Here is a 17709-nt window from a genome sequence, read left to right as displayed (position 1 = left end):
GGATGGATGCGTCATCCTGTTGTCACTGACATCACCGAAGCGCGGCTGTCACGCTTCGGCCATGGATCACTGGCGCACTACCGCCGGTGGTTGCCAGCTGCCGTCGGTGGCTTGCGGCTTTGGTGCGTACAAGCGCAGCACCAGTTGCATATCGGCGCGCGGCGCCGGCAGCCAGTTGCCGTTCTTGCTGCGCGCGGACGACACCACCACGTCGAGCGAGCCGTCGCGATTGCGGCGCGCGGCGTTGCGATCGCCGACAGCCACGCGCGCCGGCGCGCTTTCACCCAATGCGCCTTCCTTGGTGTAGGCGGTGATCGACCAGAAGCCGCGCACCGGCGGCAACTGGTTCGGCGCGAAATGGATCACGTAGCGGTTGGCGCCGTTGAGCGCGTGACCGTCGCTGTCCTGAGTCACGACCGCGCGCACTTCGTCGTCTTTCGTGCCAATGCCCGGTTGCGCATAAGCGGCATAAGCGCGCAGCGCGTAGTCGGGACCGTAGGCACCCACGCCGTCGCCGAACCAGCTCCAGCCGTTGCCGTTCAGCAGATTCGACGGCGGCGTGACGACGCGCTCATGACCGTCAGCGAGACCGGCCGCGATGGCCTCAGGCGCGTTCGGCAGCTTGACCGGCTCGACGGGCGCCACGCCGAGGTCCGAGAGGAATTTGAGCGCATGCGGATCCGCCGGTGTCGGCGGATTGTCGGGCAAAGCCTGTGCGAGCCGGCTGAAGAAGCCGTTCGCGTCGAGCGCCGCGACCTGGGCGGCCGCCGTGCCGGAAGCGGGAACGGCCGCATTGCTGCGCGGCGGCGTAATCGACACCGAGCGGGTGTCGCCTGCGTAGGCGCTCAGCGGCGCGACACGAATCGCGCGCTGCAACTTGCGGACCGCCGTCAGGTCGCGCGTGCCGTTCGACTGAATCCGCACGCTCACCCACGCGTTGCGGGTCGGCACGTCGACGCGCTTCACGCCCTTGGGCAGATCGCCCTGCCAGCCCGGGCCCACGAAGGCGATGGTCTGCGCCTTGATGCCCGCCGCATGAGTGGCGAACTGCGAACCGGTCGACCACACCACGTTGGTCCACATGTCGAGCACACGAGCGTCGACGTAGCGGCCATGCGAGTCGGGCAGAGAAACGATCACCGGCTCGCTGCCGACGTCCAGCCAGCCGGTCGAATCCAGCGTGTCGAGGCTCGGCTGAAGCGGATTGGACGCGCCGACCGGCGGCGCCGCCTGCGCATGGCGCAGCGTATTGAGCGGCGCCTGCCCCGGATCGGTACCGACCGCCGCGTCGCGCGCAACACCCATCAGAACCAGCGGATAGCCGAATACGTACGAGTCAGCGACTTCGTCCTTGATCCAGCCGGTGGACTTCTGCGTCGAGCTCGGCGTCGACGCGCAACCGGCCAGAAATGCGAGGCCTGCGAGCGATGCGCAGGTCCAGTGAATCGAAAACAGTTCTCGGCGATTTTTTATCATTCGTTCAGGTGGCGGAACGTGCGGTCCTAAGGGAGGCGCCGGTGCGCGGCGAAACCTGCCTGGGTGGCCCCCCAAGCAACAATACAGCCAGGCTGCGGTTCGCAATGCCGACAACACCGGGTTGTATCGTATCCTTGCTCACCAGGCAAGCGCATTTCAGGAATAGCGCCGGATCGTGCGCACGAGCAGTTCATTTGCGGTACGGTTGACTCTTTTTGACGTCTGCCGTGGCGCTCCCGCCAATTGCATTGCAACCGTGCTTAGGCGATTGCCGGGATCGCGATCGAGGTGACGTGGCCAGGTTAAGGCCTCCCGTGCAATCCGTTCTTGACCTTCCCATTATGGCAAGGTCAATACTGGGTTCATGACGCGGCCGGATGCCGCCACGAGCCTTGCCTACCATGACCGAACTTGCTAACCCTCTGCGCCCCACGGACCTTGTTGCCCAGCACACCCATAAGGCCGAACTCGACATCGGCGGCATGACTTGCGCCTCGTGTGCGATGCGCGTCGAAAAAGCGCTGGCGAAGGTGCCTGGCGTCGCGGGCGCGTCGGTGAATCTGGCCACTGAAACGGCCACTGTCGATCTGACCGGTGCCGACACCACCGCGGACACGCTGATCGCCGCGGTCAAGAAGGCGGGCTACGAAGCGACGTTGATCGCGCCGCCGGACGCTCCGGCAGCGGCCGTGGCCGACGATGCCAACCCAGCGGACTCCAGTGGCCGCAAGCGCAACCAGACCCGCCGGGAACTGGCGGCGGTGCTCGCCTCCGCCGTACTGACACTGCCGCTCGTCGCACCGATGGTGGGTGAATGGTTCGGCTTGCACGCGATGCTCCCGCCCTGGCTGCAACTCGGACTCGCCTCGATCGTGCAGTTCGCGTTCGGCGCGCGCTTCTATCGCGCGGCGTATCGCGCCGTGCGGGCCGGCGCCGGCAACATGGACTTGCTGGTGGCGCTCGGCACCTCGGCGGCGTACGGCATCAGTGTCTATGAACTGGCAACCCATCCGGGCGACGTGATGCATCTGTACTTTGAAGCGTCGGCGGTAGTCATTACGCTGGTGCGCTTCGGCAAGTGGCTCGAAGCGCGCGCCAAACGCCAGACGACCGACGCCATCCGCGCGCTCAACGCGCTACGCCCCGATCGCGCGCGAATCCGCGTCGGCGCCGGCGAGCGCGAGGTGCCGCTGGCGCAGGTGCGAGTCGGCACGGTGGTGATCGTGCGCCCCGGCGAGCGCGTGCCGGTCGACGGCGCGGTGCTCGAAGGCCGCACACATATCGACGAATCGCTGATCACCGGTGAAAGTCTCCCTGTGCCGAAACAGGTGGCCAATGCGGTCACTGCCGGCTCGATCAACGGCGAAGGCGCGATTGCCGTGACCACCACGGCGATCGGCGCGGAAACCACGCTCGCGCGAATCATTCGCCTCGTGGAAAGCGCGCAGGCCGAGAAGGCGCCGATCCAGCGCCTGGTCGACCGGGTTAGCGAAATCTTCGTGCCGGCGATTCTGGCGATCGCGGCACTGACGCTGGTGGGCTGGCTGATTGCCGGCGCGGGCGGCGAAACTGCGATCCTGAACGCGGTCGCAGTGCTGGTGATAGCGTGTCCTTGCGCGCTCGGACTGGCGACACCGGCCGCCATCATGGCTGGCACCGGTGTTGCCGCGCGGCACGGCGTGCTGATCAAGGATGCCGAGGCGCTAGAAACGGCGCACCGGGTCACGATTGTCGCCTTCGACAAGACCGGTACGCTGACGCTCGGTCAGCCGTCGATGACGGCGTTCGAACCGATTGGCGGCATCGGCCGCGACGACGCGCTGGAGTTGGCCGCCGTCGTGCAGCGTCACAGCGATCATCCGTTGGCGCGGGCGGTGGTCAAGGCGTATGAAGCAGCGGCGCCGAGCCGCTCGCCGGTAGCCGGCGGCGTCGATAGCGCGGCAAACAGCGCGTCGGCGAGCAGCGGCGAAGTCGTTGCGCCTGTCCGTCATGCGAGCGCGGCCCGCGCGGTGGCGGGCCGCGGCGTCGAAGCAGACGTCGACGGACGCACGCTGGCGTTAGGCAGCACACGCTGGCTCAACGAACTCGGCGTCGAACTGCCGCCGGAGCTCGCGGCGCGTGCGCAGGAGCTCGAAGCCGCCGGCAACACCGTCTCCTGGCTCATGCAACGCGATTCGCACGCGACCACGGCGCTCGCTCTGATCGCTTTCGGCGACACGGTCAAACCGACCGCACGCGCGGCCGTCGAACGGCTCGCGCAAATGGGCGTGAAAAGCGTGCTCGTCACCGGCGACAACCGGGGCAGCGCGGCGAGCGTCGCCAAGGCGCTCGGCATCGACGAATTCCACGCCGAAGTCCTGCCCGACGAAAAGGCGCGCGTGATCCACGATCTGAAAATCCGCAGCGCCGGCATCGTGGCGATGGCGGGCGACGGCATCAACGACGCTCCGGCGCTGGCCGCCGCCGACATCGGCATCGCCATGGCGACAGGCACCGACGTCGCCATGCACGCAGCCGGCATCACGCTGATGCGTGGCGACCCGGCGCTCGTGGCCGACGCCATCGACATTTCGCGCAGGACCTGGCGCAAGATCCAGCAGAACCTGTTCTGGGCGTTCGTCTACAACCTGATCGGCATTCCTCTCGCCGGCTTTGGCCTGCTGAACCCGATGCTCGCCGGCGCGGCCATGGCATTTTCGAGCGTCAGCGTCGTCACCAACGCGCTGCTGCTGCGCACCTGGCGAGGCGCGCAGGATCGTTCGGGGCGCTAACCAGACGGATGCGTCAAAACTCCACATCCAGCTCGTCGATCTCCTCCACTTCCTGCTGCGCATCGGCGATCCACTCCTGCATCTCGGGCATTGCCATGATGCGCTGTCCGTATTCGACAATCTCCGGATCCAGTTTGACGTCGTAGGTCACGAAACGCGTCACCACGGGCGCGTACATCGCGTCCGCCGCGGTACGCTCGCCAAACAGAAACGGGCCGCCGTACTGCTGCAGGCACTCGCCCCAGATCGTCACGATCCGGTCGATATCCGACTGAGCCCGCGCCCACACCTTGAAACCCGGAAAATGGGCCTTGAGGTTCATCGGCAAAGCCGAGCGCAACGAACTGAAACCTGAATGCATCTCGCCGCAAATCGAGCGGCAATGCGCTCGGGCGTGCGGGTCTTTCGGCAGCAGAGCCGCGTCCGGTTTCAATTCGTTCAGATACTCCGCAATCGCGAGCGTGTCCCAGATCTTGATGCCGTCGTGAAAGAGGCACGGCACCAGAATCGACGGCGACAGCAGCAACAGTTCGGCGCGCGCCGCGGGATCGTCGATCGGCATCACGATTTCCTCGAAAGGCAAACCGCTGAACCGGGTCAGCAGCCAGCCGCGCAACGACCATGAGGAGTAGTTCTTGCTGCTGATAGTAAGCGTGGTATTCGCCATACAGTTCTCCTCCAGATGAGGTACTCAGCCGACACCGGATACCGCGCGTGCACGTTGTCGTGCATGCACGCACCAAAGGGTGGCAATTCCGGCCCGCTCCCAGGACCCGCGCAAGTCATGTGCCAATCCGCACATACGGGCGGGACCGTGGGCAGTTATGATTGGCATGTGACTTGCCTCTGTTCGGGCTCCTTCATTTTCAAGCATTCGTGCGAAGGTTATGAACCTGTTCGCATACTCCTCCTACCAGGCTTTCGCCGACATGATGCTGCCGATGCGGCACGGTGCGGCGCTGGTGAATCATTCGCTCGACGCCTGGGCTGAGTTCGGCGAAACATCGCGTGGGCGCTCGATGCGCGCGGCCTGCGAACTGTTGATGCTGGCCGGCCTCACGCCCGTGCGGCCGCCGTTCGGCATCGACAGCGTGGTGACAGAAGGCCAGTCCGTGGCGATCGCCGAGGAAGTCGTGGCGCATACGCCGTTCTGTTCGCTGTTGCATTTCCGTAAGGACACCCAGCCTTCGACTCCGCAACCGCGCGTGCTGGTCATCGCACCGATGTCGGGCCACTTCGCGACGCTGTTGCGCGGCACCGTGCGCACCATGCTGGCCGAACATGACGTCTACATTACCGACTGGCACAACCCGCGCGATGTGCCCTTGAGCTACGGACGCTTCGGTTTCGACGAATTTGTTCAGCATGTGATCGACTTCACCGAGACGATCGGGCCCGGCGCCCATCTTCTGGCCGTGTGCCAACCGATCGTCGCCGCGCTGGCCGCGGTCGCGCTGATGGCCGCCGACGACCATCCCGCGCAGCCCGCGAGCATGACGCTGATGGCCGGCCCACTCGACACGCGCATCAACCCCACGCGCGTCAACGAGCTCGCCATGAGCAAACCGATCGAATGGTTCGAGCAGAATCTGATCAGCGCAGTGCCGTTCGGCTTCGCCGGCTCGCACCGGCGCGTCTATCCGGGCTTCGTGCAGTTGAGCGCGTTCATGTCGATGAACCTCGAGCGTCATCTGGAATCGTTCGAGACGATGTATCACGAGCGCGCCAAAGGCGACCCGGCGAAGGCCGAAACGATTCGCGCGTTCTATGAAGAATACTTCGCGACGATGGACCTGACAGCCGACTTCTACCTGGAAACTGTCGACACGGTTTTTCAGCGGCACGCACTGCCGTTGCACACCCTCGAAGTGCAGGGGCGGCTCGTCGAGCCGTCGAAAATTCGCCGCACCGCGCTGCTCACGGTCGAGGGCGAAAAAGACGATATCTGCGCGGTCGGTCAGACGCTCGCCGCGCAGGACATGTGCGACAAGCTGCGGCCGTATCTGAAGACGCATCATGTGCAAACCGGTGTCGGACACTACGGCGTGTTCAACGGACACCGCTGGGAGCGGCAAATTTATCCGCGCGTGCGGGCCGTGATTTACGACAACGAGCCGCGTGCCGTGGTCGTGAGTTCACGGGCGGGCGCGATCCGCCCGGTGCCCGCGGCCACGGCCGTCGAGGTTACGGCGGCCGCACCGGCCGCTGCGGCGGTGGTCGACGTGGAAGTGGCAGCGGTGGCGGCGAAGACCGGAGCGAATGGATCAAAGACCGACGCTGCCGTCGCCACGCCGCAAGCTTCCCGTGCTGCCCGCAAGCGGCCGCCGGCAACGCAATGAGCGCTTGATTCAACGAGCGGCCGTTTGCGTGGCGTTCGCGCTACCCCGGGCTGCCGCTCCGCTCTCGCTACACCGTGGCACTCTTCCACGGCGTAACGGCCGGCACCTCGCACGGTCCCTCGACTTCGATCGATTTGAAATCGGCCGGCGCGACGATTTCGATGTACTCCATGTCTTCCGAGTAATCGAACAGGTAGTGAACGATGCCCGGCGCCTGGTGCACGCAATCGCCGGCCGCGACGAGCGTCTCCTTGTCGCCGTACATGAAGCGCGCCCAGCCCTTCAGCATGATCACAATATGGAAATCGGCCTCATGACGGTGCCAGCCGGTGCCTTGCTCTGGTGCGTGATGCGCCTTGACGAGTTGCGCGAGTACCTTGCCGCCAGTCGCCTGCGCGATGCCCAGATCGCGGTACAGAAAAAAGTCGCGTAAGCCTTGATCCACGTAAGACGTGTCTTGCGGACGAACATGGCTGAACTGCGTGGCAAATTCGGTGGACATGATCGCGCTCCTGGAGAGTGACCGCCAATGAAAAACGACGCGTTGGAGCGTCGTTTGCAAGCATCAAGCGAGCCAGTCTGCCGTTATGCCACCGCGGGCGAGAACTTCCGCTAGCCGCGGCTAATCACGCGTTTGCGCCCTTCCTTCACCTGCGCGAGATGCGCCTCGTCCCACTCATAGAAGCCCGCGCCGCTGCGCACACCGACCCGTCCTGCCTCGACCTGCTCACGCAAGAGATCGAGCACGTCTTCGTCCTTGGCCAGTTCCGGCATCAGATGGGCGGAGATGTCGAGGAACGTGTCGAGTCCGCCCATGTCGGCGCCTTCGAGCGGCCCGACGATCCCCCAGCGGCGCCCGAGCGACGCCTTCATCACCCGATCGACCACGTCCGGCGTCGCCGCCCCGGAGCGGACGATATTCAGCGCCTCGCGCAACACCGCGAACTGCAGCCGGTTGCCGACGAAACCGGGAATAGCCTTCGTCAGCACCACCGGCTCCATGCCGATTGCGCTCATCAGCGCGGCGGTCTGCTGAGTCACTTCCGGCGCCGTCGCCGTGCCCGGCACGACTTCGACCAGCGGAATCATGTGAGGCGGATTCCAGAAATGCGCGATCACAAAGCGCTCTTTCGCGCGCAATGGCGCGGCCAGTTGATCGGGCGTAAAGCCGCTGGTGTTGCTCGCGAGGATCGCGTCATCGGCCAGCAGTTCGGTCAGCGCGCCATACAGGCGACGCTTCAGCTCGAGCACCTCCGGAATGGCCTCGATCACGAATTGCGCCGACGCCATGACGTCGAGCCGCGCATGGGTTTCGATACGCGCCAGCGCTGCCTGCTTGGCCGCCTGGTCGATGCGGCCGGCGTCGATCAGTTCGTCGAGCACCGCGGCCGCTTTCGGCGCGACGCTCGCGAGACGCGCGGGATCGACGTCGTGAACGATCGTCCTGTGTCCGTGCAGCGCGCTCTGCGTTGCTATGCCGACACCCATCAACCCCGTGCCCACCACGCCTGTCACTGCCTTGTTCACGCCGCTCTCCTGCTGCCGTCGATAAAAGCTTTCAAGCATAGCGCAGCACGCCGTTTCGCAAGACCGAACGTGACAAAGCCGGTCCTCCGTGAGGAGGGACCGGCTTTGTGGACTTCGCGCCGCGATGTGCGGCGCATATGTCGCGCGGATTAGTAGCGCGGGGGCGGCGGACGATGGTCGTCGTGGTGATGCGGATCGTAGTCGCGCGGATGATGGCGCATCCACTCGTCATGCTCCCAGTAGCGGTGACCGTCGTAGTAGCGGTCGCCGTGCCAGCCGATATTCACGTGGACATCCACCGGCCTCATGTGCGGCTGACCGTAAACCGCCGGCCCCGGACCATATTCGACACCTCCGCGTTCCTGAGCAAAAGCGCCGCCGCCCGCGAGCAACGCGCCGCCCGCCAGCAGAGTCGCGATGATCGAACGCGATATCTTGTTAAAGGTTTTCATAGCGACCTCCCGTCAAAGTGTTATCTCGAGCCGGCGTCCGTGCTGGATTCGACTCGCACCAGACGCCGTACGCTTGAGACCAACTTTAGCGGCGCAAACCGCGTGAAGACGTGAGCACTTGTAAGCGCACATTTCAGACTTGGGGACAGATTATCGGTGCGCGATTTAGCGCTCTGCGTCCGCTGCAACGCTATGCGCAGTGGTTCGACCCTATGGCGCCAGGGCAGGGTGTGAGGCGCCGTTACATCCATTTCGGGCGGGAAATATTCGGTAAGGCGAATTGCGAGCCGACCAGGCGTCAAAAAGACAAAAGCCACGGTACGCATTTCGCGAACAGTGGCTTTAAAACAGTGGCTTTAATGATGCAATGCGCACCCGAAGTGCGCGGCCATGCGCGGTATTCCGCGCTCAGGCCGGTACGACCTCGTTATTAGTCGCTCAGCTTGATGCCGAACAACGTTGCTTGCGCACGGCGCATACGGTCCGCTTCGCGGCTACGCGCTTCGTACGAGTAGTCCGCATCCAGCGGCAGATGGGGCGACGCAAAGAGGTCGCTGACCTTTTGGAACAAAGCAAAAATGAAGCTCATGGCGACTCCCGGTTGATTACTGCATTAGCTAGGGTTTTCCCTTAAGATGAATTATAGGGTTTTCCCTAGGCAAAAGCTAGTGCGATGCAGCATTTTTCGAGTGTGGTGTGTTGTCACAGGCTTTGGCAGACATGGTGCGTTGCATCATGACAACGTCCCTGTTTTTTTAAACTTGGGGTCGCAAGGAGCCGTCAGCTCCTGTCTGTTGCCGCGCGGTCGACATCGGCTTTTGCTGCGCGTGGGCTTTGTGCTTGCCACGCTTCTGCGGGGATTGGTCACGGCGGCGTCAGGCGCCACGTGACCTGGCGGAGCGCCGCAGCCGGTTCACAGCAGGTGCGGCGCTTGCCTGCTATCAGTGCGGATTGACCACTTTCGGCTTATGCGAGTGCTGCGCTCGCGCGGCGCGCTTTGCATGCGCCGGGGCCGCGGCGGCTGGCTGAGACGCAGCGGGCGCTGCTGCTGCCACCGCATCGGAAGCGGCATTCGCGGCCGCCGCGTTCGCCATCGCCATGTGGGTGTCGAGCAAACTGGCCATCGCCGCTTGCTGGTTCTGCATCATCTGTTCGATGCGGCGCTGCTGAGCCGTGGTCTCGCGCGTCAGGCGCATCAGCAGCAGCGTTTGCGTAATGCCGATGGCGACCGTCATCAGCAAGGCGCCCACCACGATCGACAGCATCCATTTCATGCGGCGCGAATGGTCGGTCGCGGCGCGGCGCTGATCGGCGATCACCCCATATAGCGCGTCGACGGTATCGGCGAACGCGGTTGCCCTCGCCCGATCGAGTTCCGGCGCGGCGCGCAGCGCAGCCGCGGCCGCTTCGGCTCGTTGCGCTTCCCGCCATGGCGCGGCAAACGCGGTGCCGGCCTGCGCTGCGGAGGCTGCTTGAGTCGTAGGTGTCTCCGCGCCCGGCTTTGGCTCGGCAGGCGTAGCGTCCGATTCCGCCGATATCCGCTCTTCCGCCACGCTGACGGGTTCGGCTGCGGCTTCCGCCGTGTCCCGCGAAGCCGAGGCCGCCTCCGCTGAAGTCGCGGAGGCGCGTTGCGGCGCATTGCCGTCACGTGAGGTCGATTGACCCGCTGCGTCGCTCGTCGCAGCACCCGATTCCGCCGACTGACGCAGCGCGGTCACGCTGCGTGCGACGGTTGCGGCCGCCATGGCCGACGTGACCGGCGTCGATGCCGCCGCCTTCTCTTCCGCGGTCGCCGCCTGCTTCGTGTCACCCAAAGCCAGCTCGCCAGCCGATGAAGCCGCCACCACCGGCTCGATTTCGAGCCCGCTCAGTTGGGCGTTGACCGGCACCGGCTCGTCGGACTTCGCAGCGCGGGGCGCGCGGCGCGCAGCGCGCGAATCCAGTGACGCGCCGTCGCCGGCGTCGATCGCGCCGACCGCTGCCAGCACCACATCGGGTAATTCGAATCCGTGCAACGTGCCTTGCCGGATGTCGATGTTCATCGCTTCCAGCGTGGCGCGGGTGGGATCGTCGGGGAACAGGTCGAGCGTGCTGTCGTCGCGGGACGCACCGCTCAGTTGGGCAAGGCGTTGTGCCGAACGCGCGGCGCGCGCCAGCTTGTTTTCAGTTTCGGTCGAGACGGTGGCCTGACGCCGCTTCTTTGAAGCGGCGCGCGGAGGCCGGGACTGCGTGGATGCTACGGAATCTGCCATAGATAAAAAAGCGGTCGTCGCCGGGAAGCGGGCGCCGAGCACCGCTCGTCAATGCCATTGGAATTTTTCGAGACCGCATTGTCGCATGGCCGCACGCCCCCGCCGAAGCCATTCGCCGAGGATTTTCCGTTTTTGAACGCATCGGCAAAACCGCCGGCAGAGACGGCCGCGATCCGCGCCGGAGTATCATCGGAACCCGTTTGCATTATGCTAGGCCGCACGCCGCCCAGCAGGGCGCTCGGCCAGGCCCCACGCCGCAACTCGCGCGACGGACATCGACAAAGTCCGTGGATGCGCCGACTTACCTTGTTTGACCAATTTGACTATGCAGAGCACGCCCCCTTCCGCCACTTCGACGATCGCACTCGCCAGCACGCTGCGCGATCACTTCGCCGGCGCGGTGCTGCCCATGTGGCGCGGACCGGGTTTCAACACCGCCCTGAAACTGCCCTACGAAGCGCTCGGTGGCGAGGACCAGCAGCCGCTCCCCGCCGAACGCTACCGGGCAATGGCCTGCGCGCGGCAGTTGTTCGTGTTCTCGCAAGCAGGCGACGCAGCCCATGCGCAGGTGCTGTTCGACTCGTTGGTGCATACCTTTCAGGACGCGCGCCACGGCGGGTGGTTTTATAGCGTGGATGCGCAAGGCGCGCCGCTCGACACCACCAAAGACCTATACACGCACGCATTCGTCGTGTTTGCCTGCGCGGAGTACGGCCGGCGCTCCGGTAATCGCGCCGCGCTGGACGTCGTGCACAGCACGTCGGAACTGATTCAGTCGCGCTTCGCCGCCGACGGCGATCTGTTCAACGCCGCACTGAGCGCGGACTTCGCCAGCGTCACGGGTACGCCGATCCAGAATCCGCTGATGCACCTGACCGAAGCCTGGCTGGCTGCCCGCGAAGTCACGCGTGACAAAACCTTCGACGCCGCGTTGCGGCGTCTGGCCGACGCAGTTGCACGTCACTTCGTGCATGAACCTACGGGTTGCATCGCCGAATTGCCAATCGGCACGGACGATAACCGCCTGGAACCCGGACACCAGTTCGAATGGTTCTGGCTGGTCAAGCAGGCGGACGCCGTGTTCGAGGGCTCGGGACTCGCCGAAGCCCTGCCCCGTGCGTTCCGCTTCGCGCAACAGCATGGCGTGGACCGGGAAACCGGCGGCGTGTGCGCCTCGCTCGATGAAACCGGCCGGATCAAGGACGCCATCCAGCGGATCTGGGCCCAGACCGAATATCTGCGCGCGCTGGCCAGCCACGACGAACCAGAGGCACTTGCCGCGCTGCCGCGGCAAATTGAGCGGTTCCAGCAACGCTTCCTGCGCCCGCAAGGCTGGTTCGAATGCAAGACGCAAACGGGAGAAGTGGCGCGCGCCGACATGCCGTCGACCACGCCCTACCACCTCGCCACGGCCTATGCGGCCTTGCCGGCCTGAATGAGGCAGAACGGGCCGGAGGCGCCTTCCGGAAGCGAGCAGTAAGAGGTGATTTAGACTCCAATATCGGTAAATTGCGTGCCGTACAACTCCAGAGCAAAGCAAATTGATCTTAAATATGCAAGATCAATACTTTTCCTGGAAATGTAATAGAAGCAATTTATCCTAGCCCCGCGGGCACTTTTTCAATCGCTTTCCAGGCTTCAAAAACGGCCGAAGCGGGGAATACCCGAATACGGGTTGGTTGGCGTCCATCTTAAAGACGTGATACAAATCGTACTTCGCGCTTCAATCTCGTGTTGAGAAATAGCGGGCGCGAACGCAACACACAACATTTACTGGATTAAAAATGGCAACAGGTACTGTGAAGTGGTTTAACGATGCAAAGGGCTTTGGCTTCATCACGCCGGACGACGGCGGCGAAGACCTGTTCGCACACTTTTCGGAAGTTCAAGGCAGCGGCTTCAAGTCCCTGCAGGAAAACCAGAAGGTGTCGTTCGAAGTTAAGCAAGGCCCGAAGGGCAAGCAAGCTGCGAACATCACGCCGGCCTAAGTACCAACAGGTATCTTGAGGCACATTTAGGCGTTTGCGTCTAATGCAAAATGGCCCGCGAAAGCGGGCCATTTTCTTTGTCTGATGTTTCTTGCTGAGCATCTGCGCCGGTCAGATCGCGCGCATCCCCGGCAACGCGAAATCCGCCGGCTGCTCATGTGCTCCGTCGAAATGTTGCGTGCGTAATACAGATTCCGAAATTTCGAACACGGAAACTGCCTGCTTCAATTGCTGCGTCTGCTGATGCAGTGAAGCCGCCGCTGCCGCGGCCTGCTCGACGAGCGCCGCATTCTGCTGCGTCATCTCATCCATCTGCACCACCGCCTGGTTCACCTGTTCGATGCCCGTGCTCTGCTCGAGCGACGAGGCGCTGATTTCCGCCATCATCTGCGTGACCCGCGAAATCGAAGCGGACACGTTGCTCATCGCTTCACCGGCATGTTCGACCAGCGCCGAGCCGCCCTGAATTTCGGCGACCGATTCGCTGATCAACGTTTTGATTTCCTTCGCCGACTGCGCGCTGCGCTGGGCAAGACCGCGCACCTCGCCTGCCACTACCGCAAAACCGCGCCCCTGCTCGCCCGCGCGCGCCGCTTCGACGGCCGCGTTCAACGCGAGAATATTGGTCTGGAACGCGATCCCGTCGATCACCGAAATGATCTCGGCGATCTTGTCCGAGCTCTGCGCGATGCCGCGCATCTTGTCGACCACCTCGTTGACCACTTCACTGCCGCGCGAGGTCGCCTCGAGCGCGGTCTCGGCAAGCGCATTGGCTGCGCGGGCGTGATCGGCGTTCTGGCGGACCGTGGCCGTCAGCTCCTCCATGCTCGACGCGGTCTCTTCGAGCGACGCCGCCTGGTTTTCCGTACGCGCCGACAGATCGGCGTTGCCGGTGGCAATTTCATCGGCGCCGAGGTGGATCGAATCGGCCGATTCGCGCACCGTCTGCACCGTGCGCGCTACGCTTGCCTGCATCTTCGCGAGGCCTGAGAACAGGCGGCCGATTTCATTGGTGCCGCGTGCGGCGATCGGCTCGTCTAGGCGCCCTTGCGCGATGCGGTCGAAGTGCCGGCCGGCTTCCTCCAATGGCGCCACCACGCCACGGCGCAGCGCCGTGTACACGCCGACCGTGCCGGCCACCAGCGCCAGCAGGATCACGATGCTGACAGCGCGAAATGTCACCATGCGCGCATCGATCGAATCGAGCGACGCACGGCTCGCCGCCTTGCCGAACAGCACGAAATTGTGCGACTCGCCGAGGTACGCGTCCTGGAACGACTGGGTCGGTTGGTCGAGAAACGCCTGGATATTGTTCGAGTCGAGATACTGCACCAGTTCTCCCAGCGCGTCGTGCAGCTTCTTGTAGCGCTCAGCGAGCGCGGCGGCACGGGCACTGTTTTCGTCGTTCGTCTTTGGTGCACTCATGAAGGCCGCGAACGACTCGTCAGCGGCCGTCAATTGCTCGCGGGCGTGCTGCACGATGTCGCTCGGCTCGGCGCCGCCGCGCACCATGCGTGTACCAGCGCGCGAGAGGTTGATGCGCGCGTCCATCAAATGCTGGGTCGTTTCATTGACCGCATCCACCTGCTTCAACGCGATGCTCGACAGATCACCCACGTCATCGTGTGTGCGCGTAAGCGACCAGAACCCCAAACCCACCGTGACGAGCTGGAAAACGCAGAACGCGGCCAAAACACACAACAGGCCGGAGGCGACCTTGATCTTGCTGAACATCGTGAATACCTAATAACGGGAGCGACCTCAGCGTTAACGGCATATGCGCGTGCGGCTTAAGACCCATTCCATCAAAGATCGTCTTACACCCCCTTTTCAGCGGCCAACTTCGCTATTGCAATCGTTTGGCGCAACAATGCGCCGCGCAATTTGCCGATTCACCTTGACGCGGTGCGGGAGCGCTTCCTAGAGTGGGTAGGGACTGCACGACGCAGGCCAGTGCAGATTGCCACTGCGGGCTACGCCCGAAGGAATCACAATGACCGACCTCCTCGACCGGGCGCGCGGCGCACTGCATGCCCAGCCGTTCAGCATGCTATTGGGCGCAGAGTTGATGCACACGAGCGGCAGCGAACTCACGCTGAGCCTGAAGATCCGCGATGAACTGCGGCAGCAGCACGGCTTCGTGCATGGCGGCGTCATCAGCTATCTCGCCGACAACGCGCTGACGTTCGCCGGCGCGCTCGTGCTCGGGCCGAAGGTCGTGACCGGGGAGTACAAGATCAACTATCTGCGCCCGGCAGTCCACGGCATGCTGATCGCGCGCGCCAAGGTCGTCTACGCGGGCCAGCATCAAGCGACCTGTCAGTGCGACGTGTATGTGATGGACGGTAACCGCGAAAAACTGATCGCAGTCGCGCAAGGCACCGTCAACCGGATCGGCGAGAACGGCGGCGAGCACGAGCATACGAGCTGATCCTCCCGCGCTTGACCAGCGCCCATCGCGTCACCCTGGAACGCGATGGGCCATATTTCGTTAAACTCGACCGCGACCTCGCCAATCGCCAGACGCGCGTCACGACACTGCGCCGTCACTGTCTCGATACTCCAGGGAGTCACATGGACGAACTCACTCTTGCCGCCGACGCGGACCGGCGCGCCCACGCTTACCTTGCCGGCATCGGCAAACGCCGCGTGTTCCCGGACGCCGCCGCCCTCGCCCAACTCGCCGCTTTCGACGAAGCCTTCCCGCAGCACGGCCACGCGCCCGCCGACGTGTTGCGCCTGCTCGACGAACACGGAACGCCCGGTACGGTGGCCTCGAATGATCCGCGCTATTACGGTTTCGTGATCGGCGCCGTATTGCCGGCTGCCGCCGCGGCCGAACGCTTGATGGGCGCGTGGGATCAGTGCGCGTCCACCTTCGACAACTCGCCGGTCGCTGCCACGCTCGAAAAGATCGCGGCGCGCTGGGTGCTCGACGCACTCGATCTGCCGCGCGAATCGGCGATCGGCTTCGGCACCAGCGCGACGGCCTGCACGCTCGTTTGCATTGCGGCCGCGCGGCGCGCGCTGCTCGCGCGCAAGGGCTGGGATTTCGACAACGATGGATTGGACGGCGCGCCACCGGTGCGCGTGGTGATCTCCGAGATGGCCCACATCACGGTGAAGAAGGCGTTGCGGGTGCTCGGGTTCGGCATGAAACGCGTCGTCGCGGCACCCGTGGACGCACATGGCCGAATCGATCCCGCGCGCTTGCCGCCGCTCGACGACATGACGATTCTCTGCGTGCAAGCCGGCGAAGTGAACACGGGCGAGTTCGATCCGTTCACGGATTTGATTCCGCGCGCCAAGGCAGCCGGCGCATGGGTTCATGTGGATGGCGCGTTCGGTCTGTGGGCGCGTGCATCCTCGAAACGGGCGCTGACCGACGGTATCGACGGTGCCGACAGTTGGACCACCGACGGCCACAAATGGCTCAACACGCCCTACGACGGCGCGATGGCGATCTGCCGGGACGCGCAGGCGCTAGCGTCGGCGATGAACAGCGATGCGGTGTACATGAGCGCGGCGCACGATGCGCAAAAAAATCTGAATTTGGAGTTCTCGCGCCGTGCGCGCGGCATTCCCATCTGGGCAGCGTTGCGTTCGCTTGGCCGCAGCGGTGTGCGGGAGATGGTCGACCGGCATTGCGCGCAGGCGTCGCGGATCGCCAATGGTCTGCGTGCTGCGGGCTTCGAGGTAGTGAATCGCGTCGTACTGAACCAGGTGCTAGTGCGGGCGAAAACCGACGCGCAGACGGTTGCGATTCGCGAGGCGGCGCAGGCGTCGGGCGAAACGTGGTTCGGGCAGACGGTCTGGCAGGGCAGGCCGGCGTTTCGTATCAGCGTGTCGTCGTGGCGCACCGAAGACACGCACGTCGATCAATTGGTGGCGCTGCTCGCGCGTTTGCTCGCGGAGCAGCGCGCCTGACCTGAGAGGCGAAAAAAAGGCCGTTCATCTGCGGAATGCAGGAACGGCCTTCCCTCATGCGGCAACAACTCGGCTAGTGCGTTATTGCACCGACGCCGCGTGCGTTGTTACTCCGCCGCATACGTCTTCTGCGTTTGCTCACCCAGACCTTCGATACCCAACCGGATAGTCTGGCCCGGCTTTAGGTACACCGGATTCGGCTTCACGCCCATGCCGACACCCGGCGGCGTGCCAGTCGAGATCACGTCGCCCGGTTGCAGGCTCATGCACTGCGACACGTACGAGACCAGCTTTGCCACGCCGAACACCATGGTCTTCGTGCTGCCGTTCTGATAGCGATGGCCGTCCACTTCGAGCCACAGGCTCAGATTCTGCGGATCGACGACTTCGTCGCGCGTGACCATCCACGGGCCAATCGGGCCGAACGTGTCGAAGCCCTTGCCCTTGTCCCACGTGCCGCCGCGTTCAATCTGCCATTCGCGTTCCGACACATCGTTTATCACGCAGTAACCGGCGACGTAATCGAGCGCGTTGGCTTCGTCGACATATTTCGCGGGTTTGCCAATCACCACGCCGAGTTCGACTTCCCAGTCGGTTTTCTTCGAGCCGCGCGGAATTTCCACGCCGTCGTTCGGCCCGCAGATCGCGCTCGTCCACTTGTTGAAGATGACTGGCTCAGTAGGCACCGGCAGATTCGATTCCGCCGCGTGATCGGCGTAGTTCAGTCCAATGCAGATGAACTTGCCGATCTTGCCGACACACGGTCCGATGCGCGGATTGCCTTCGACCAGCGGCAGCGAAGCCGGATCGAGCGCGCGCAGTTTGGCGAGTCCCTCGCTGCTCAGCACGGCGCCGTCGATATCGGCGACCACGTTCGACAGATCACGAATCTTGCCTTGTGCGTCGAGCAAGCCCGGCTTTTCCTGGCCTTTCGGCCCATAACGAAGCAGTTTCATCCTGACACTTCCTTTCAGTGG

15 protein-coding genes are annotated in these 17709 nt (G+C 64.0%); 6 read left to right on the top strand and 9 right to left on the bottom strand.

Annotated elements, in window-relative coordinates:
- Positions 1 to 66: 66 nt before the first annotated feature.
- Positions 67 to 1476, bottom strand: coding sequence for a DUF1254 domain-containing protein (locus tag A6V37_RS00435; RefSeq protein ID WP_064285653.1), 1410 nt, complete (start codon positions 1474 to 1476; stop codon positions 67 to 69).
- A 401-nt stretch (positions 1477 to 1877) separates the two neighbouring features.
- Here A6V37_RS00435 and A6V37_RS00430 point away from each other — a divergent pair, with 401 nt between their 5' ends.
- Complete coding sequence (locus tag A6V37_RS00430; RefSeq protein WP_425262266.1) at positions 1878 to 4247, top strand: heavy metal translocating P-type ATPase; 2370 nt, start codon at positions 1878 to 1880, stop codon at positions 4245 to 4247.
- Between the two features lie 13 nt (positions 4248 to 4260).
- On the opposite strand, the gene A6V37_RS00425 is transcribed toward A6V37_RS00430, so the two are convergent.
- Positions 4261 to 4914, bottom strand: a complete 654-nt coding sequence (locus A6V37_RS00425; protein ID WP_064271090.1) for a glutathione S-transferase family protein — start codon at positions 4912 to 4914, stop codon at positions 4261 to 4263.
- A gap of 220 nt (positions 4915 to 5134) precedes the next feature.
- Here A6V37_RS00425 and A6V37_RS00420 point away from each other — a divergent pair, with 220 nt between their 5' ends.
- On the top strand, positions 5135 to 6586 hold the full coding sequence (locus A6V37_RS00420) for a polyhydroxyalkanoate depolymerase (protein WP_064285649.1): 1452 nt from the start codon (positions 5135 to 5137) through the stop codon (positions 6584 to 6586).
- Positions 6587 to 6653: 67 nt separating this feature from the next.
- Here the strand turns inward: A6V37_RS00420 and A6V37_RS00415 are convergent, their stop codons facing one another.
- The 5 genes from A6V37_RS00415 to A6V37_RS00400 form a co-directional block, all read right to left on the bottom strand.
- Complete coding sequence (locus A6V37_RS00415; protein WP_064271092.1) at positions 6654 to 7088, bottom strand: cupin domain-containing protein; 435 nt, start codon at positions 7086 to 7088, stop codon at positions 6654 to 6656.
- 110 nt (positions 7089 to 7198) lie between these two features.
- Positions 7199 to 8152 carry a 3-hydroxyacyl-CoA dehydrogenase family protein gene (locus A6V37_RS00410; protein WP_207547673.1) on the bottom strand — a complete coding sequence of 318 codons (954 nt, stop codon included), beginning with the start codon at positions 8150 to 8152 and terminating at the stop codon, positions 7199 to 7201.
- Positions 8153 to 8262: 110 nt separating this feature from the next.
- On the bottom strand, positions 8263 to 8565 hold the full coding sequence (locus A6V37_RS00405; RefSeq protein ID WP_064271093.1) for a hypothetical protein: 303 nt from the start codon (positions 8563 to 8565) through the stop codon (positions 8263 to 8265).
- A gap of 430 nt (positions 8566 to 8995) precedes the next feature.
- On the bottom strand, positions 8996 to 9154 hold the full coding sequence (locus tag A6V37_RS41175; protein WP_165614481.1) for a hypothetical protein: 159 nt from the start codon (positions 9152 to 9154) through the stop codon (positions 8996 to 8998).
- Between the two features lie 352 nt (positions 9155 to 9506).
- Positions 9507 to 10817 carry a hypothetical protein gene (locus A6V37_RS00400; protein ID WP_064285647.1) on the bottom strand — a complete coding sequence of 437 codons (1311 nt, stop codon included), beginning with the start codon at positions 10815 to 10817 and terminating at the stop codon, positions 9507 to 9509.
- Between the two features lie 325 nt (positions 10818 to 11142).
- Between A6V37_RS00400 and A6V37_RS00395 the strand changes: the two genes are divergently transcribed.
- Together A6V37_RS00395 and A6V37_RS00390 are read left to right on the top strand one after the other, a co-directional pair.
- Positions 11143 to 12252, top strand: a complete 1110-nt coding sequence (locus tag A6V37_RS00395; protein WP_064271095.1) for an AGE family epimerase/isomerase — start codon at positions 11143 to 11145, stop codon at positions 12250 to 12252.
- 349 nt (positions 12253 to 12601) lie between these two features.
- A complete protein-coding gene (locus A6V37_RS00390) occupies positions 12602 to 12805 on the top strand; it encodes a cold-shock protein (RefSeq protein ID WP_006047528.1) in 204 nt (67 codons plus the stop codon).
- Between the two features lie 111 nt (positions 12806 to 12916).
- Here the strand turns inward: A6V37_RS00390 and A6V37_RS00385 are convergent, their stop codons facing one another.
- On the bottom strand, positions 12917 to 14539 hold the full coding sequence (locus A6V37_RS00385; RefSeq protein WP_064271096.1) for a methyl-accepting chemotaxis protein: 1623 nt from the start codon (positions 14537 to 14539) through the stop codon (positions 12917 to 12919).
- A gap of 259 nt (positions 14540 to 14798) precedes the next feature.
- On the opposite strand from A6V37_RS00385, the gene A6V37_RS00380 reads away from it, so the two are divergent.
- Together A6V37_RS00380 and A6V37_RS00375 are read left to right on the top strand one after the other, a co-directional pair.
- Complete coding sequence (locus tag A6V37_RS00380; protein ID WP_064271097.1) at positions 14799 to 15236, top strand: PaaI family thioesterase; 438 nt, start codon at positions 14799 to 14801, stop codon at positions 15234 to 15236.
- 143 nt (positions 15237 to 15379) lie between these two features.
- Positions 15380 to 16732, top strand: coding sequence for a pyridoxal phosphate-dependent decarboxylase family protein (locus A6V37_RS00375; protein WP_064271098.1), 1353 nt, complete (start codon positions 15380 to 15382; stop codon positions 16730 to 16732).
- Positions 16733 to 16839: 107 nt separating this feature from the next.
- Here A6V37_RS00375 and A6V37_RS00370 read toward each other — a convergent pair whose 3' ends face one another.
- A complete protein-coding gene (locus A6V37_RS00370) occupies positions 16840 to 17688 on the bottom strand; it encodes an ureidoglycolate lyase (RefSeq protein ID WP_064271099.1) in 849 nt (282 codons plus the stop codon).
- Positions 17689 to 17709: the final 21 nt, after the last annotated feature.

The sequence above is a fragment of the Paraburkholderia ginsengiterrae genome (assembly GCF_001645125.1).
Taxonomy (GTDB): domain Bacteria; phylum Pseudomonadota; class Gammaproteobacteria; order Burkholderiales; family Burkholderiaceae; genus Paraburkholderia; species Paraburkholderia ginsengiterrae.
The sequence above is the reverse complement of the archived record's forward strand: the minus strand, read 5'-3'. Positions and strand labels throughout refer to the sequence as shown.

What these genes read in the sequence shown, in the direction of transcription:
- A6V37_RS00385 (WP_064271096.1), bottom strand. Translation starts at nt 14,539, where the DNA reads ATGTTCAGCAAGATCAAGGTCGCCTCCGGCCTGTTGTGTGTTTTGGCC.
- A6V37_RS00390 (WP_006047528.1), top strand. Translation starts at nt 12,602, where the DNA reads ATGGCAACAGGTACTGTGAAGTGGTTTAACGATGCAAAGGGCTTTGGC.
- A6V37_RS00395 (WP_064271095.1), top strand. Translation starts at nt 11,143, where the DNA reads ATGCAGAGCACGCCCCCTTCCGCCACTTCGACGATCGCACTCGCCAGC.
- A6V37_RS00370 (WP_064271099.1), bottom strand. Translation starts at nt 17,688, where the DNA reads ATGAAACTGCTTCGTTATGGGCCGAAAGGCCAGGAAAAGCCGGGCTTG.
- A6V37_RS00380 (WP_064271097.1), top strand. Translation starts at nt 14,799, where the DNA reads ATGACCGACCTCCTCGACCGGGCGCGCGGCGCACTGCATGCCCAGCCG.
- A6V37_RS41175 (WP_165614481.1), bottom strand. Translation starts at nt 9,154, where the DNA reads ATGAGCTTCATTTTTGCTTTGTTCCAAAAGGTCAGCGACCTCTTTGCG.
- A6V37_RS00435 (WP_064285653.1), bottom strand. Translation starts at nt 1,476, where the DNA reads ATGATAAAAAATCGCCGAGAACTGTTTTCGATTCACTGGACCTGCGCA.
- A6V37_RS00420 (WP_064285649.1), top strand. Translation starts at nt 5,135, where the DNA reads ATGAACCTGTTCGCATACTCCTCCTACCAGGCTTTCGCCGACATGATG.
- A6V37_RS00400 (WP_064285647.1), bottom strand. Translation starts at nt 10,817, where the DNA reads ATGGCAGATTCCGTAGCATCCACGCAGTCCCGGCCTCCGCGCGCCGCT.
- A6V37_RS00405 (WP_064271093.1), bottom strand. Translation starts at nt 8,565, where the DNA reads ATGAAAACCTTTAACAAGATATCGCGTTCGATCATCGCGACTCTGCTG.
- A6V37_RS00425 (WP_064271090.1), bottom strand. Translation starts at nt 4,914, where the DNA reads ATGGCGAATACCACGCTTACTATCAGCAGCAAGAACTACTCCTCATGG.
- A6V37_RS00415 (WP_064271092.1), bottom strand. Translation starts at nt 7,088, where the DNA reads ATGTCCACCGAATTTGCCACGCAGTTCAGCCATGTTCGTCCGCAAGAC.
- A6V37_RS00430 (WP_425262266.1), top strand. Translation starts at nt 1,878, where the DNA reads ATGACCGAACTTGCTAACCCTCTGCGCCCCACGGACCTTGTTGCCCAG.
- A6V37_RS00410 (WP_207547673.1), bottom strand. Translation starts at nt 8,152, where the DNA reads ATGCTTGAAAGCTTTTATCGACGGCAGCAGGAGAGCGGCGTGAACAAG.
- A6V37_RS00375 (WP_064271098.1), top strand. Translation starts at nt 15,380, where the DNA reads ATGGACGAACTCACTCTTGCCGCCGACGCGGACCGGCGCGCCCACGCT.